Origin of the sequence: Candidatus Poriferisocius sp. (assembly GCF_965208475.1) — a bacterium.
Taxonomy (GTDB): domain Bacteria; phylum Actinomycetota; class Acidimicrobiia; order Acidimicrobiales; family Bin134; genus Poriferisocius.
Window position 1 is genome coordinate 1408468 of record NZ_OZ242338.1, and the last position, 14795, is coordinate 1423262.

A 14795-nucleotide genomic window follows, 5' to 3' on the forward strand; every position below is an offset into this window, starting at 1 on the left:
AGGCTGGTCGTCAAATGGCGACAGGTCAGGCAACCGGTACCTCGCGATCTCGAAGGGGCGCTCCCGGCACCGGCGCCGACACCGGCTGGGTGGGCAACCGGCGGCGACCGGGGAAGGCCGACAGCGCCGCGCCCAGCAGCATGATCGCCCCGCCCACCCAAAGCCACAGCGTCAGCGGCTGGACGGTCACCCGCACCCCGGCCGGGCCGCCGGGGGCGTCGGGCAGGTCCAGAACCGCCACCTGGATGTCCCGCACCGGCGAAGACTTGGTGCCGGGTGTGCGCACCACTCCCCCGTTGGCGAACCGGCTCACCCCCGGCCGCACCACCGTGCCGTCCACCAGCACCACCGCCTCGGTTTTGACCCTGTTGTCGAACACCTTTTCCTGAGTGCCCAAGAAGACGATCTCATGCCCGCTCACGTAGGCCGCCTCCCCCGGAGCGATGGTCAGCTCGCTCTGGTGCAGGTAGCTGTTGCTGGCGGCCAGCGCCACCGCCACCACGACCACTCCGATGTGTACCACCATGCCGCCGTTGGCCCGGCCCACCAGGCCCCGCCATCCCTGCCGCCGGGCGGCCAAGACCAGTTGGCGCACCGCCGCGCCCCCCGCGAATCCGGCCAGGCCGAACGCCAGCAGGGGCGCCAACCCCCGAGCCCCCACCAAAAGGGCGATCAGCAGGCCGGCCACTGCCGCCCACCCCGGCCACATAAGCCGCTCCGACAGCCGCTCGACGGTGGTCTTGCGCCACGGCAGCACCGGGGCCACCGCCATCAAGAACAGCAACAGCAGACCGACGGGCATGGTCATGCGGTCGAAGAACGGGGTGCCCACGCTGATCCGGTCGCCATTGAGGGCCTCCACGATCAGCGGGAACACCGTCCCCAACAGCACGACGAAGGCGAACACCCCGAACAGCAGGTTGTTGGCCAGAAACGAGGCCTCCCGAGACAGCGCCGAGTCGATCTGTCCCGGCGAGCGCAGCCGGTCGCCCCTCCAGGCGATGAGCCCCACGGTGACCACCACTACCAGGGCGAAGAACACCAGTAGCGCCGGGCCTACCGCATCGGCTGAGAAGGCGTGAACCGAGTCCACCAATCCCGAGCGGGTCAAGAATGTGCCCAGGATGGTGAGCGCGAACGTGGCGCACACCAGAGACAGATTCCACACCCGCAGCATTCCCCTGCGCTCCTGCACCATCACCGAGTGCAGATAGGCGGTGCCGGTCAGCCACGGGAGCAATGATGCGTTCTCCACCGGATCCCAGCCCCAGTAGCCGCCCCAGCCCAGAACGTCCCACGACCACCACGCCCCCAAGATGATTCCCGCGGTGAGGAAGGCCCAGGCGAACAGGGTCCACCGCCTAGTCTCGACCAGCCACCCCTCCCCCAGCCGTCCGGTGGCCAGCGCGGCCACCGCAAAGGCGAACGGCACGGTGAACCCCACATAGCCCAGGTACAGCATCGGCGGGTGCACGGCCATCAGCCAGTGGTTCTGCAATAGCGGATTGGGGCCGGGACCGTCGTAGCCCGGCGGCACATCCACCCGGCGGAAGGGTTGGGCCAGGTCCAGGTTGGGCCAGTTGAACATCAGCACAAAGAAGAACAGGCACACGATGAACAGCACGGCCATGGCCCATCCCACCAGCGGGTCGCCGAGGCGGTGGCGGAATCTGGTGGCCACCAGCACCAGGTACCCGGCCAAGATAAGGGCCCACAACAGGATGGAGCCCTCCAGCGCGGCCCACAACGTGGCCGCGTTGAACAGCGCGGGGGTGGCGTGGCTGCCGTTTTCCGCCACATACGACACCGAGAAGTCCCGGGTTATGAGGGCCCGCTCCATGGCGAAGACAGAAAGCGCCGCGCCGCCCAGCACCAGCCAGGCGCACAGCCGCACCCGCTCGAGCCGGCGGGCGGCCACCATGAACACCCCGATGGCGGCCGAAGCCATCGCCACCGAGATGCCCAGCACCCCGAGGGTTGTGTTCATCGCCGGCGGTCGCCCTTCAGCAATGAACCGCCGTCAGTCATTCGTACTGTCCGCGCTCTTCGGCGTCGTCGATTCGGTCTTGGTTGTCCACCCGGTAGTCGTTGTCGTGCTTCACCAGCATCCGGTCGCTGGCGAAGTACCAGCCGTCGTCGGCCACACCGCCGTAGTCGCTGCTTCGCACCCAGCGACCGTCGATCACCACGGGCACCTCGGGCTGGAACTGGTCGGACACTGCGCCAACGTGAATCACGTCGGCCACCACCCCGTCGAGGGTCACCGAGAAGGCCGTCGCCGGGCGTCCGTCGTCCAGAGTCACATCTCGTGGAGACCCGCTGACTGGGGAGCCGATCATCCGGAACCGATCGTCGCCCAACTCCTCCCGGTCCTCCACCGCATCGTCCACCTCGCGGAAAACCAGCGTGGCGTCGGCCAGAACCTTCCACAGCACGAAACCGATCACCAACAGCACCGCGGCCACCAGCAGCACCGGCCCCCACCGGCGGAAGCCTCGGCGTGCGGGCCGGGCCGGTCGGGGGCTCAGATCCATGGCCTCGCCCGGATCCACCAATTCCTCGGCCTGAGAGTCAGTCATCGGGCATCATCCAGCGGCGGCGGTTCTCGGGCACCCTTCGACCCAGCGATCGGCCCCGCATCAGCACCCACCCGGCATAGGCCACCACCGCGCCCACGGTGATACTCCACCCGGCAACCAGATAGCCCATATGGGTCATGGCCGCTCCTCTGACTCGTCCGACAGTTGCGCCTGTGCCTCGGCTCGCCGTTCCTCCAAGGCCTCGTCCACCTCTAGCTGCTCGATCTGGCTCTCCAGGTAGGCCAAGCGGAAGCGGTGCAGCAGCAACCAGGCGAAAAGAACCATCCCCACTGCGAACGAGAACGACAGGGTGAACAGAGTCTCATCACGGATCTTGCGGGCGGTGAGCGTGGACTGCTGATGCAGAGTCCGGTTCTCCCACCAGTCCACCGACCGGTTCACGATCACGATGTTCACGGCCCCCACCAGGGCGATCACCACCGACCGCCGAGCCCTCACCGCAGTATCGGCGGGGATGCGGCGCACCGCCAGGTAGCCGACAAATACCAGCACCATCACCAGTGCGGTCACCAGCCGCACGTCGCCCCACTCCCACCAGGTCTGCCAGGTGGGACGCCCCCAGATAGAGCCGGTCACGAGAGTCAGCACTCCGAACACCACGCCGATCTCGGCGGAGGCGTGGGCCATCATGTCCCACCAGTCGGTGCGCCACCGCAGATAGGCCAGGCTGGCCAAAAAGGTCAACCCGAACCCGGTGTAGGCCAAGATGGCCGACGGCACATGGACGAACATCAAGCGCACCGCGTCGAACTGGCCCACCACGTCGCCCTGCTCGGTAACACGGGTGTCCTCGGGCACCCAGGCGAAAGCCAGGGCCACCAGCACCGCAAATCCGGCCAGTGTCAACCAGCCCAGGACTCTCGTCGCCTGCGACGAGGTGGTGGCAGCCACCACGGTGCTCATGCTTCCTCCAAAAGAGCCCCGTAACTCAAGGCTCCGAATACCCCATAGATTGCGGCGAAACCGGCTAGAAGGCCCAACCAGGCCCACCCTTCGGCCCCGGCCACGCCGAACGCGTCCTGAAATGCCCGGGTGGCCCCGATGAGCACCGGGGCCACCACCGGCAACAACAGCACCGGCAGCAGAGTTTCCCGCATCCCCAGCCCGGCTACCAGCGCCCCATACAGCGTGCCCGCGGCGGCCACCCCGGCGGCGGCGGCCAGCCCCGCGCACACCAAGAGGCCGTAGCGGTACACGGTCACGTCGAACAAGAGCACCACGCCGGCTGCCAACAGCACCTCCAGCACCAACAGCTGAATGGTGATGGCCGCCGCCTTACCCCCGAACACTGCGATGGGGTCGATCCCCGACAGCAGCAGTCGGTCGGAGGCCCCGTCGGCCAAATCCACCGCGAACGAGCGACCGATGGCCAACAGCGATGCCAACAGCACCGTCACCCAGAACAGCCCGGGGGCATAGGTCCGCAACGCCTCCTGATCGGTGTCCAGCGCGAAGGCGAACAGCACCAGCACCGTTACCGCGAACGGCACGATCTGGTTGATCCCCACCCGGGCGCGCATCTCGATCCTCAGGTCCTTGCCCGCGATCAGCCATGCGTCACGGAACACGCCGGCCTCCCTCGGCGGAAGCATCCTCGCCGTGTGGCGCATCAGCCGGGTCGCTCCCCTCGCTCACCATCCCGCCTACCACGCTCACCACCCGAGGCTCGAGCACCTGAATCCGCTCTAGTTCGTGGGTGGCCAAAACCACCGTGGCGCCCGCCGCAGCCGCGCTGCGAACCAGTACGTCCACCGTGTCGCGCGACTGCTGGTCCAAGCCAGCGTGGGGCTCGTCCAGCAGCCACAACTCTGGCCGCCGCACCACCAGCGAGGCGATCGAGGCCCGGCGACGCTGACCTGCCGACAGCCGGCCCACCCGGGTATCGGCCAGGCGCCCGGTGAGCGAGAGCCGCTCAATTGCCTCGTCGACGTCGGCGCCACCGGCCCCCGCAGCCCGAGCCCAAAACGCCACATTCTCGGCCACGGTCAGATCGTCGTAGAGCCCGGTGCGATGGCCCAACAGCGCCACCCGACGCCGCACCATCCGACGCTCATCGCTCAGATCGTGGCCCAGCACCCACCCCTGGCCCGAGGCCAGCGAGCACAGTCCTGCACACAATCGCAACAGGGTGGTCTTGCCTGCCCCGTTCGGCCCCTTTAACAGGACGATCTCCCCGGGCGAGATGTCGAGATCAACTCCGGCCAAGGCGGGAAACCGCCCCAATAACGTCACAGCGGCCCGGAGCCGGACAGCACTTTCCACAACTCCACTCAGGCTACAGGGGCGCTTTCTGATCGCAGAAACCAAACCCGTCGTAACAGCGATTCCCGGAGTAGCCGAAGTCGCAACAATTGAGCCAGAAAATTGCTTGCCCGTTAGCAGGTGTCCCGCTAGGTTTCGGATCTAGCCCTAACGGCCGGGGAGGGTAGATCTCCCCGGCCTAAGGCTCGCCCTAGCCAGGGGCGAGCCCTGTTCGGAGTATTGCAACAGGACTCGCCTGTGTCAATATTAGATGAAATTTACTGAAATGGGCGCAATTCTCTGCCACCACTCCGTCGCTCGCCCCTCAATGCCATAGCATCGGCGATGTGTTCGCTCTGGTAACCGAGAAGGCGTATGAGCAGCACCGGAGCCATTTCGACGCGCTGGACAACGAAGGACATGGTCTCCAGTGGCTGCGTCTGGCCGACGATGGGCGGCTTCAAGGCCCCTTTGATGCCCACCCGGAGGTGGCGTGGCTGTCGAGCGACCTGTTCTTCGGCGGAATTCTGGACCGATTCTTCGAGATCGTAGAGGGCGCACCCGATTTCCTCTGGCTTCAGTCGGCCGCGGCCGGGGTAGATCTCGATCCTTACGAACGCCTGTTGAGCCGGGGCGCTCGGTTATGCAACGCCCACCTCACCGCCATTCCCATCGCTGAGTTCGTGCTGCGAGCAGTTCTCGACGTGTTCCAAGACGCCAAGCGCTGGCGGACCGCCCAGGCCGATGGCCGATGGGAACACCGCAATTTCCGCGAAGTGTGGCGATCCCGCTGGCTGATCATCGGGCTGGGGTCCATCGGTGCAGAAACCGCCCACCGGGCCCGGGCGTTCGAGGCCCATGTGACCGGTGTGCGCCGTCATCCCACCGGCGATGAGCCGGTTGACGCCATGATCTCGCCCACCGAGATACCCGATGCCCTGCCCGAGGCCGACGTGGTGGTGCTGGCCGCCCCGGCCACTCCCGAAACCGAAAACCTGGTAGACGACGGCTTCCTGTCGGCCATGAAGCCGGGGGCGGTGCTGGTGAACATCGCCCGGGGCAAGCTGGTGGACGACGAGGCGCTGCTTCGGGCACTGAACGACGACAGCCTGGCCGCCGCCATCCTTGATGTGTTCAACGACGAGCCCCTCGATCCCGACCACCCCTATTGGTCTCATCCCAAGGTGGTGCTGACCCCCCACTCCTCCGGAGGGGGCATCGGCCGATGGGATCGGGGCGCCGAGCTGTTCTGCGACAACCTGCGCCGACTCCTCGCCGGCGATCCGCTCGTCAACGAGGTGACCTCCATGCAGTTGCCCACCGACCTCCCCTTCGTCACGGGCAAGGTCAAGCAATGAGCCCTAGCGGGGGGGCATTGGCCGGGCTGCGGGTGCTGGACATCTCATCTTTTTTGGCCGCGCCCCAGGTGGCCACATTCCTGGGCGACTTCGGCGCCGATGTCATCAAGATCGAACCGCCGTCCGGAGAGGCCCTCCGCCGCATCGGGGCCAGCCGCAACGGGGAGTCGCTGGTGTGGGCCATGGTGTCGCGCAACAAGCGGGCCATCACCTGCGACCTCAACCGCCCCGAGGGCCGCGACATCCTCCGCCGGCTAGTGGCCGAGGTCGACGTGCTGGTCCACAACTACTCCCCGGTCATGCTCCAGCGCTGGGACTGCACCTGGGATCACCTCCGGGCCATCAACCCCGGCCTGGTCATGGTGTCGGTGAGCCCCTACGGCCACACCGGGCCGCTGGCCGACCGGCCGGGTGCGGGAACCATGGCCGAGGCCTTCGCCGGGCTCACCCACATGACCGGGGAGGCCGACGGCCCGCCCATGCTCACCTCCATCCCGCTGGGTGACACCCTGACCGGGATCTTCGGACTCATCGGCACCCTGGTGGCCTGCTACGGCCGGGATGTGAACGGGATAGGCGGCCAGCACGTGGACGTGTCCATGTACGAGCCCGTCTTGACCCTGCTGGGCAGCACCCTGGCCGCCTGGGACCCCGACGGCGACGATCCGCCCCCAGCCCGGTTCGGATCGCGCCTCGAAACCGGCGGCCCCCGCAACATCTACCGCACGGCCGACGACCGCCACCTGTGCCTGTCGGGCACCACCGACCGCCAGGTGGAGCGCATCTTGGCGTTGACCGGGCGGGGCGGCCCCGAGGACCAGGCCAAATTCGCCCGCATGGCCGACCGCCAGGTCAACAGCGACGAGCTTGATGCGCTGGTGGCCGACTGGATCGCCGAGCGCCCCCTAGACGAGGCCGTGGCCGTTTTCGTCGAGGCCCGCATCCCGGTTGCCCCGGTCCACGACCTGCCCGGCCTGCTGGCCGACGCCCAGGTGCTGACCAGAAACAGTGTCACCCTGGTGGACCACGAGGTGCTGGGCGCGGTGCCAATGGCCTCTCCCGCACCCCTGCTCAGCGAGACCCCCGGCACCATCAGCCACCCCGGCCCCCCCATCGGCGCCCACAACGCCGAGGTCTACGCCGAGCTGCTGGGCTGGGACGCCGAGCGCCTGGCCCAAGCCCAAGCCGACGGCCTGGTGTGACTACGCTGCGGGCCGAGAGTGGCGAAGGCGCTGGGGGCTGCCCCGCGCCGACCAGGAAGGGGAGGCCAAGATGACTCCAGAGGAAACAGCCGCAGCTACGGGAATGCCCATTGCGGCTATGGGGCGCAGCTATTATGCCGCCGACGCGGTGGGCCAGGCTCTCGGCGAGGCCGGGTTCAGCGGGATGGCCCGGTATATCGGCGCCCGGGGCGGGGTGCTGGGCGACGTGGCATCTGACGTGGTGGTGTCGGGCTTCGCCTTGTTCCACCCGGCCATGATCGAAGCAGGCTGGAACGAGACCAAAGGGCAGGGGTCGCCCGCCGACGCGGCCGCCGCCTTCGCCGCCGGTATCGGAAACTGGGCGGCCGACACCTTCGGCCACCTCGACGGGCTGGGCGGCTTCGCCGCTGCGGCCCGCATGGTGATCGACGCCACCGAGCCCATGAGCCAGGCCCTTTACGCCGGCTGGCGGGCCATGCCGGTGCCCGACGACCCTGCCGCCGCAGCCGGCTTGGCCATCCAGGTGCTGCGAGAACTGCGCTTCGGGTTCCACGTCCATGGCCTGAGCGCCGCTGGCCTCACCCCGGTAGAGGCCATCATCGCCCAAGCCAACCCCCAGCACGCCCAGTTCTTCGGCTGGAGCGAGCCCTTCCCCGACCCCGAGCCCCTCAAAAGCAAGCACCGCCGGGCCGAGGAGATCACCTCAGACCGGATGGCCGAGGCCTACGAGGCCATCGACGCCGACCAGCGGGCCCTTGTGGCCGCCACCATAAGGGCTGTCGCCGAGATCACCACGGGCTAGCGAGAACGCTAGAAATCCAGCACCGACAGACGGCCTCGGGCCTCGAACTCCGCTCTGATCGCCTCGAGGTCGCCAGAAGCCAACCGGCGATAGCCGTCGCCCTCGCGTGCCCAGGTCTCGTCGCCCGATTCCCAGCGCTCCCGGCGCAGGGTGCGCTTGAGGATCTTGTTGGTCTCGGTTTGGACAAGGGTGTCGGCCCAGCGCACGTAGCGAGGGGCCCATTTGGTGCCCAGATCATCTTGGCCGGCCAGGAAGCGGGCGAAACCCTCCGGGTCGAAGGCCGCTCCCGGACGGCGCACCACCGCGGCCATGACGTCGTCGCCCACCGTGGAGCTGGGCACGGCAAACACCGCGGCCAAGTCGATATCAGGGTGGCGCACCAGAATGCGCTCAACCGGAGCGGCCGCGAAGTTCTCGCCGTCCACCCGCAGCCAGTCGAAGTTCCGGCCCGCGAAGTACACGAACCCCTCAGCGTCCCGGTAGGCCAAATCACCCGACCAATAGATGCCGCCGTGGGTCCGCTCCTCGTCGGCCTCCGGGTTGTTCCAATAGCCCTCGAATGCCGGGGCCGACGCCATCGACACCAGCTCGCCGATGGCCTCATCGGGATTGAGCAGTTTGCCGGTGTCGTCGAACTCGGCCAGCGGCGCCTCCTCGCCGGTATCGGGGTCGAGGATCTTCACGCTGTCGTCGGCTCGGCCCAGCGCGTTGGGCGGCGTGTCGGGGGTGCGGCTCACCGCCACTCCCCCCTCGGTGGAGCCGTAGGAATCCTCCACCGGCACCCCGAATCGGCGGGAGAACCGCTCCAGGTCGTGTACCGCGCCCTCGTTGCCGAACACGATCCTCAAAGTGTTGTCGGCGTCATCGGGCTGCTCGGGGGTGGCCAGGATGTAGGTGAGCGGCTTGCCCACGTAGTTGAAATAGGTGACGCCGAACCGGCGCACATCGGGCAGGAACCCCGACGCCGAGAACCGGCGGCGGAAAGCGGCCACAGCCCCCGCAGCCAGGCATGGGATCCAGCCGGCCATCAGCGCGTTGGAGTGGAACATGGGCATGGCTTGATAGAACACGTCGTCGGACGTCAGCTTTCGCATGTCGGTGATGACCTGGCCGATCCGGGCTAGACGGGCCTGCGAGCAGATGGCCGCCTTGGGGTCGCCGGTGGTGCCCGACGTGAACAACAACAGGTAGGGGGCCAGCGGGTCGATTTCGGCTCCCGGCGGCTCGGCGCCGGCAAAGCGAGCCAAGCCCGCGGCCCACTCCGGCGTGTCCGCATCCAACACCCGTCCGTTGGCCGCGCCCAGATCCAGACCCTCCAGCAGCCCCCGGTGGCGGCCCTCGGTGATGATGAGGCCGCAGTCGGCGTGGGTGATGTCGCGGGCCAGCTCCGCTCCCTGCCGAGTGGGGTTTATGCCCACCACCGCTGCTCCCGCCACGGCTGCTCCACCCAGCAGCATGGAGTACTCCGGCCCGTTGTCCAGCAGAGCTCCCACGTGGAATGGCCCCTCCCCCCGGCGGTCCAGCAGCAATCGGGCCCGGGCGATGCACCCGGCAGTGAACTCTCGGTAGGTGTGCTGCTCGTCCTCGAACAGCATGGCCAGGCGGTCATCATCGGCCCGGCTCAAGACCAGTTCTCGCACGGTGGGCTGGGATTCGGCAGGGGCATCCATGACTGGATCGTAGACAGGCAGGGAGAAGGGCTAGAAAGCTGAGGGGTCGAGGGCGATGGGATCGAAGGGGGTGGCGGCGCTGGAAGCCGAGCCAGTCCCCTCCCTGGCCAGCAGCGAACGGCCCACTGCCACCGGTTGACTGGCCTCCACCAGCAACGCGTAGGAGTCGCCGTCGGCCAGCCGATCCACCGGCACGACCACACGGCTGTGCGGCGCCACCTCCAAGGGATCCAGCTGGGCAACGGGAGCGGCTTGGCCGTCGGCGATCTTCGACACGGTGACCAGCGCGATGGAGTCAGGCGAGGGATTGACCACGGCCAACACCACTTCGGCCCCACCGGCCCGGCTCCCCGCGATCAGGTGCCGGACCGCGGTGACCGGACTCCCCGCGGCGGTCGCCACTCCCGCAGGCGCCGATGTTGCCGGCGCGGCAGCCACCCGCTCGGCCACGATGGGAACCCCGTTATACACCTGCAACGCGGTCCAGATCCCAACCCCGTCGGGCAGCGAGCCGGCCACGCTATAGGCGAAGGGCTCGGGGGGAAGCGGATAGGCCCCGATATCACCCAAGACCAAGGCGATCTGCTGGCGGGGCGGCACCGACACCTCGAACGGCGCCGGTGCGCCGCCGGAGCCGGACGTATCCAACCGGATGCCGACAAAGGCAGAGGCCACCTGTTGGGAAGGGTTGTACAAGACGATGTGCTCGACCATGCCGGAGTCGGTCGGCCCGCCGGGAAACACCCACTGCGTCTGGGGTTCCGGGATCCCCGGACCCGCGGTCAGCCCCTCCAGCCCCTCGGTGCCGTCGAAGAGCTGGAGCCTGCCGGCGACGATCCGCCCGGCCTGCGACTCGATAGTGGTGGACACCGACGAGAACCGGGGTACCACGTTGGTGGCATTTACCACCACCAGCGACCGAGCCGGCACCAGAACCCCTCTGAGCGACTGGGGCTTGCGGACTCCTGCATCGGTGGAGAAAGTGAACTGCACCACGGCGCGGTCGGGAAACGGGTTGAACAGGGTGAACCCCAGCCGGGCGTCTCGCCGAGTCGATCCGGCGGCAAAATGCCAGACTGCCGACGAGCGGGTGGCGCAAGCCATGACGTCCATGCCGGTTGGGCCCTGCACCCTTTGCTCGACAACCGCCTGTCCTGAGTCGACCTCAACCAGCGCCGCGGTGTACTGCGACTCCACCACCTCGGCCAGCCGCAGGGATGCCTCCGATCTGGCCGGCACCGCCAGCGTCACCTCTCGGGGCGCCGCCGACGCCGACACCGAGCCTGCCGGCGTCGCGGGGAAAACCGACACCGCGGCAGTGACCGCAACAGCCGAGGGGTTGGCCACGATCACCGAGTGATCGGCGAACTCACCGGGCCTCGACGTGCCCTCCCCGCAGTACCAAACCCCTCCCTCCGCTTCTGGGCCGGGTGCCGCGCTGGTAACCCCCAGGCCCGCCAGCACCGCGCTGGCCGGCGACTGGTCTTCACCCCTGTCGGCCACCGCAAGCCCGACCACCGCCACCACCGCCAGCACCACCAAGGGCCAGCGCACGGCCCCGCCGCTCACCGCGCCCGCTCCCGGGGCGCTCTGCGCTGGCGCTCCTCGTCGGTGCTGAGGCGGGCCAGCCCGATCAAAGCCGCAACCCACAATGCCAACTGCACCGCCAGAAGCAGCCGAGTGAGCCCAGAGGCGCTGTCGTCGGGCGGCCCGGCAACCGAGAGTTCCGCCGCGGGCGCTTCCAGGACGGTGTTGTGGTAGGTGGCGATGCCTGCGGTCAGACTGCCCGGCGCCAAATCGAGTTGACCGTCGAGCATGTCGAACAGCCATTCGGGCGCGGGCTGCGACAAGTCGCCATAGGGCGCGGGCGCCAAGCGCTCAGCCACCAGAATCGTGTCGATCCCCCACCGGGAGAGCTCGGCGCCCAACCGCTTGGTGCCCGCCGACGGCGCACCGAGGATCGCTTCCCCCACTTGGCGGGTCCGGTCGTCCAGCTCGCCGACCCACCGCTGGGCCACAGTGGGGAAGGCGGCGCTGCCCGACACGGCAAACGACAAGCCGTCTTCCAGCTTCCAGCTTCCCAGCGGCAACAAGTCGGGATGGCCGATCCACAGAACTCGGTCCTCCTGGCCACCGCCATCTCCGGCGGTGTGCTCGCTGAACGGGACCACATCGGCGTAGTCGTCGTCGGTTGCGTTCCAATGGCCGTCAAAGACAACCGCCAACATGGGCAGCATCGCCGCCACCAGGGCAACCAGGGCGGTGAGCGGCACGATCTGCCGCCACCCGAATCGGTAACGGCGCACATCCACCTGAAATGCGGCCACCCCCATGGCCGCGGCGATCGCCAAGCCCACGGCGCCGGGCACCAAGATGACCTCGGGCCGGGGCAGGGGCACCGGCGACCAATCCTGCTCAGCGGCCAGGGCTACGGCCGCGGTGCCCAAGTACAGCGTCCATCCCCGCACTGCCCATGCCAGGCGAGAGTCGTGGGCCACAGCCAAAGGGAGCAGCGCGGCAATCGGCAAGGCCCAGCCGAGGCGGTCATCGCCGAATGGCCCGGTGTCAAACCGGAGGAGCTCAGCCCAAGAGCTCCCGCGACCGCCTCCCAGCCTGTCGCCGAACAACGACGGCAAGCCGTCCAGCAACCAGGGCAGGTTCAGCACTGCGGCTATGGCCGCCCCGACCGCCGCCACCAGCACCATCCGCACCATCCCCTCGGCGGTCCCGGCCAGAGCCGAACCCACGAGCAGGCCCGCCAGCACCAGAGCCGCCACCATCAATGCCTCCGACACCATGGCAACGACCAGGGCAAACAGCAGGCCGGCGGCCAGGACTTCCCGCCCAACCAGGGGCCGCTGCGCTGATCGCCGCGAACCGAGCGGCCTAGTGCGGTCATTCCCCGCGACCGAGGGCTGCGGGGCGCTCCGACCGGGGATGGCATCCGACGGATCGAAGGGGGTGAGTCTCGCCCCGGCCAGCGCAGCCCGCATCAGCCAGGGCACTGCGGCGTAGAGCAACAAAGCGTCCCAGACCCCATTGGCCAGGGCGTTGTACGGCACCGGGCTGGCCGTATATGCCGCGAGGGCCACTATCTGGATCCCCAGAGTGCCGAACGGGCGCATGAGCCGCCACATCCCCAGCCCCCCCAGCGGAACCATGCCGACGATTAGCACCGTGCGCAGCAGGCCGGTCTCTCCGAAGAACAGCCAGCTCAGCAGGGTCAAAACCCCCAGCCCGGTGGGGGCGTACCCGGTTTGGCCCAGTCCGACAGGGCGGAAGTCGCTCCACCAGCCGCTCAGCAGGTCGGAGCTGGATCCCAGCCGGGCCAGCCCGCCCGCGGCGGGAATGCCCCCGGTGATGAGGCCTCGGGAACCGAGCAACACCAGAACCAATGCGGCAAGCCACACCATCACCGGCGCCCGCGAGCGGCTCAACCGAGACAAAAGGGCGCCCCGAGTCGACAGCTCGCGGCTGAAACCAACCCGGCCCGCCGCCCCCCCGGGATCGGTCATAGACGAGGCCAGATGGGCGTAGCCCCGGGCATGGGACAGCCTGATATGGGCGTCTCCGACATGGCGGGCCCGGCTCACCTCCCGACGCCGCTGTCTGATCGATCCCGGGCGCACCAGGTTGTAACCCCACGATGCCGCAATCATTTGGCCCTGGCTCATATGCCCGGTGAGCACCGCGGCCAAGAACCCGACGGCCGAGGAGATCATCGCCTGGGGAACCACCCGCAGCGAATGCCAGAAACCGTAGACCGACAGCAGGGTCCGCACCCGGTGGCGGCGGTAGAGCCGGCCAACCAGTCCAGGGGGGAGGCGCTCGTGCAGCCGTTGTCGGTGGCGAACCACCGCCGAGGGGGCCACCATGACCCGCGCTCCCACGGTGCGGGCCCGCCAGCAGATATCGACATGCTCGTAGCAGAACGACATCTCCGGGTCGAAGCCGCCGACCGCCCGGAACAGGTCTTCGCGCATCAGCACGCACCCTCCCGGCACCGCGAACATGTCCTGAACTGCGTCGTGTTGCTGTTGATCCAGCTCTCCCGCTTCCACCGTGGGGACCGGCGCCCCGGTCTTGTCCACCAGAAGGCCCACCTGGCGGATGGCAGACGGATCATCCCAGTCCAGATACTTGGGGCCGACTATCCCGGCGTTTGAGCGAATCGACTCCTCGACCAGCAGCCGCAGCGCATTGGGCGCCAGCACCACATCGTCGTGGCACACCGCAATGAACCCCGAGGCGGGCTCGGCTTCCAAGACGAGGTTGGCCGCCGGGCCGAAGCCGGGGTTGGAATCCAGCCGGCGGACGGTGGCGCCGGGCAGGATCCGGTGGATCCGGGCTGTGGGGTCGGCCTCGCTGCCGGTGTCGACCACTGTCACATCCACCCAGCGATGGTCTTGGGCGGCAACCGACTCCAACATCTCGTCGAACCACAAACCGGGATCGTGGCTCACGATCACGACATGGATCCTTATGTCGGATCTTGCTTCCATCAGGGTTCAGTGCGCCTGATGAATTCCCGGAGGGCGGCCGCCAGAGCGGGGGCCTGCTCGACGGCATCGGACAAGACAGTGCGAACGGAGTCGGGAAGCTGCCGGGCCGCCTCAGCGGCGGCGTGGCGGACGTCGTCGGGAATCTGGTCGGCCAGTTCGGCAAAGGCATCCCGCAAGTCGCCGGGCATCTGGTCGGACAGATCCCTTCGAGCGGCCTGCAAGCGATTGATGGCCAGCAGTCCGAGGCCCACCGCAGTGTAGATGCCGTCTTGAATGCACTCGACCAGGGGGTCGTTCTCGGTTCTTGGTTCCTGATCTGGCCGCGCTTCGCCCACCTCAACACCGTATCGGCCCGCCCGACGGCACAGGAGGCACCTCACCGAGCTGTTGGCGACTCGACACCGAGTACGGCAAGGGCAC

Annotated in this window: 13 protein-coding genes; 3 read left to right on the plus strand and 10 right to left on the minus strand. The window is 68.2% G+C overall.

From position 1 onward, the window contains the following. Positions 1-25 precede the first annotated feature (25 nt). The 6 genes from ACOGXA_RS06610 to ccmA are packed head-to-tail and all read right to left on the minus strand — an operon-like array spanning position 26 to position 4862. Positions 26-1987 carry a heme lyase CcmF/NrfE family subunit gene (locus ACOGXA_RS06610; RefSeq protein WP_419926478.1) on the minus strand — a complete coding sequence of 654 codons (1962 nt, stop codon included), beginning with the start codon at positions 1985-1987 and terminating at the stop codon, positions 26-28. Between the two features lie 37 nt (positions 1988-2024). Then, positions 2025-2579 carry a cytochrome c maturation protein CcmE gene (locus tag ACOGXA_RS06615; protein ID WP_419926479.1) on the minus strand — a complete coding sequence of 185 codons (555 nt, stop codon included), beginning with the start codon at positions 2577-2579 and terminating at the stop codon, positions 2025-2027. Continuing rightward, positions 2572-2718: a hypothetical protein gene (locus tag ACOGXA_RS06620; RefSeq protein WP_419926480.1), complete on the minus strand. Its 147-nt coding sequence runs from the start codon at positions 2716-2718 to the stop codon at positions 2572-2574. The genes ACOGXA_RS06615 and ACOGXA_RS06620 overlap by 8 nt, the downstream gene beginning before the upstream one ends. Continuing rightward, entirely contained in the window at positions 2715-3503 is a 789-nt protein-coding gene (gene ccsA, locus ACOGXA_RS06625; RefSeq protein WP_419926481.1) for a cytochrome c biogenesis protein CcsA, read from the minus strand. Before ccsA ends, ACOGXA_RS06620 begins: the two co-directional genes overlap by 4 nt. Further along, positions 3500-4168 carry a heme exporter protein CcmB gene (locus ACOGXA_RS06630; protein WP_419926482.1) on the minus strand — a complete coding sequence of 223 codons (669 nt, stop codon included), beginning with the start codon at positions 4166-4168 and terminating at the stop codon, positions 3500-3502. Before ACOGXA_RS06630 ends, ccsA begins: the two co-directional genes overlap by 4 nt. After that, positions 4158-4862, minus strand: coding sequence for a heme ABC exporter ATP-binding protein CcmA (gene ccmA / locus ACOGXA_RS06635; RefSeq protein WP_419926483.1), 705 nt, complete (start codon positions 4860-4862; stop codon positions 4158-4160). Before ccmA ends, ACOGXA_RS06630 begins: the two co-directional genes overlap by 11 nt. Before the next feature lie 326 nt (positions 4863-5188). On the opposite strand from ccmA, the gene ACOGXA_RS06640 reads away from it, so the two are divergent. The 3 genes from ACOGXA_RS06640 to ACOGXA_RS06650 all read left to right on the plus strand — a co-directional run bounded on the left by ACOGXA_RS06640 (position 5189) and on the right by ACOGXA_RS06650 (position 8203). After that, positions 5189-6199, plus strand: coding sequence for a D-2-hydroxyacid dehydrogenase (locus ACOGXA_RS06640; RefSeq protein WP_419926484.1), 1011 nt, complete (start codon positions 5189-5191; stop codon positions 6197-6199). Then, positions 6196-7401 carry a CaiB/BaiF CoA transferase family protein gene (locus ACOGXA_RS06645; RefSeq protein ID WP_419926485.1) on the plus strand — a complete coding sequence of 402 codons (1206 nt, stop codon included), beginning with the start codon at positions 6196-6198 and terminating at the stop codon, positions 7399-7401. Before ACOGXA_RS06640 ends, ACOGXA_RS06645 begins: the two co-directional genes overlap by 4 nt. A 70-nt stretch (positions 7402-7471) precedes the next feature. Beyond that, on the plus strand, positions 7472-8203 hold the full coding sequence (locus tag ACOGXA_RS06650; RefSeq protein WP_419926486.1) for a helix-turn-helix domain-containing protein: 732 nt from the start codon (positions 7472-7474) through the stop codon (positions 8201-8203). An 8-nt stretch (positions 8204-8211) separates the two neighbouring features. On the opposite strand, the gene ACOGXA_RS06655 is transcribed toward ACOGXA_RS06650, so the two are convergent. Genes ACOGXA_RS06655 through ACOGXA_RS06670 form a run of 4 tightly spaced genes read right to left on the minus strand, consistent with a single transcriptional unit; the run spans position 8212 to position 14710 of the window. Continuing rightward, a complete protein-coding gene (locus ACOGXA_RS06655) occupies positions 8212-9873 on the minus strand; it encodes an AMP-binding protein (protein ID WP_419926487.1) in 1662 nt (553 codons plus the stop codon). 30 nt (positions 9874-9903) lie between these two features. Continuing rightward, complete coding sequence (locus tag ACOGXA_RS06660) at positions 9904-11442, minus strand: DUF5719 family protein (RefSeq protein ID WP_419926488.1); 1539 nt, start codon at positions 11440-11442, stop codon at positions 9904-9906. Beyond that, on the minus strand, positions 11439-14375 hold the full coding sequence (locus ACOGXA_RS06665) for a glycosyltransferase (protein WP_419926489.1): 2937 nt from the start codon (positions 14373-14375) through the stop codon (positions 11439-11441). Before ACOGXA_RS06665 ends, ACOGXA_RS06660 begins: the two co-directional genes overlap by 4 nt. Continuing rightward, positions 14375-14710 carry a hypothetical protein gene (locus tag ACOGXA_RS06670; RefSeq protein ID WP_419926490.1) on the minus strand — a complete coding sequence of 112 codons (336 nt, stop codon included), beginning with the start codon at positions 14708-14710 and terminating at the stop codon, positions 14375-14377. The genes ACOGXA_RS06665 and ACOGXA_RS06670 overlap by 1 nt, the downstream gene beginning before the upstream one ends. Positions 14711-14795: the final 85 nt, after the last annotated feature.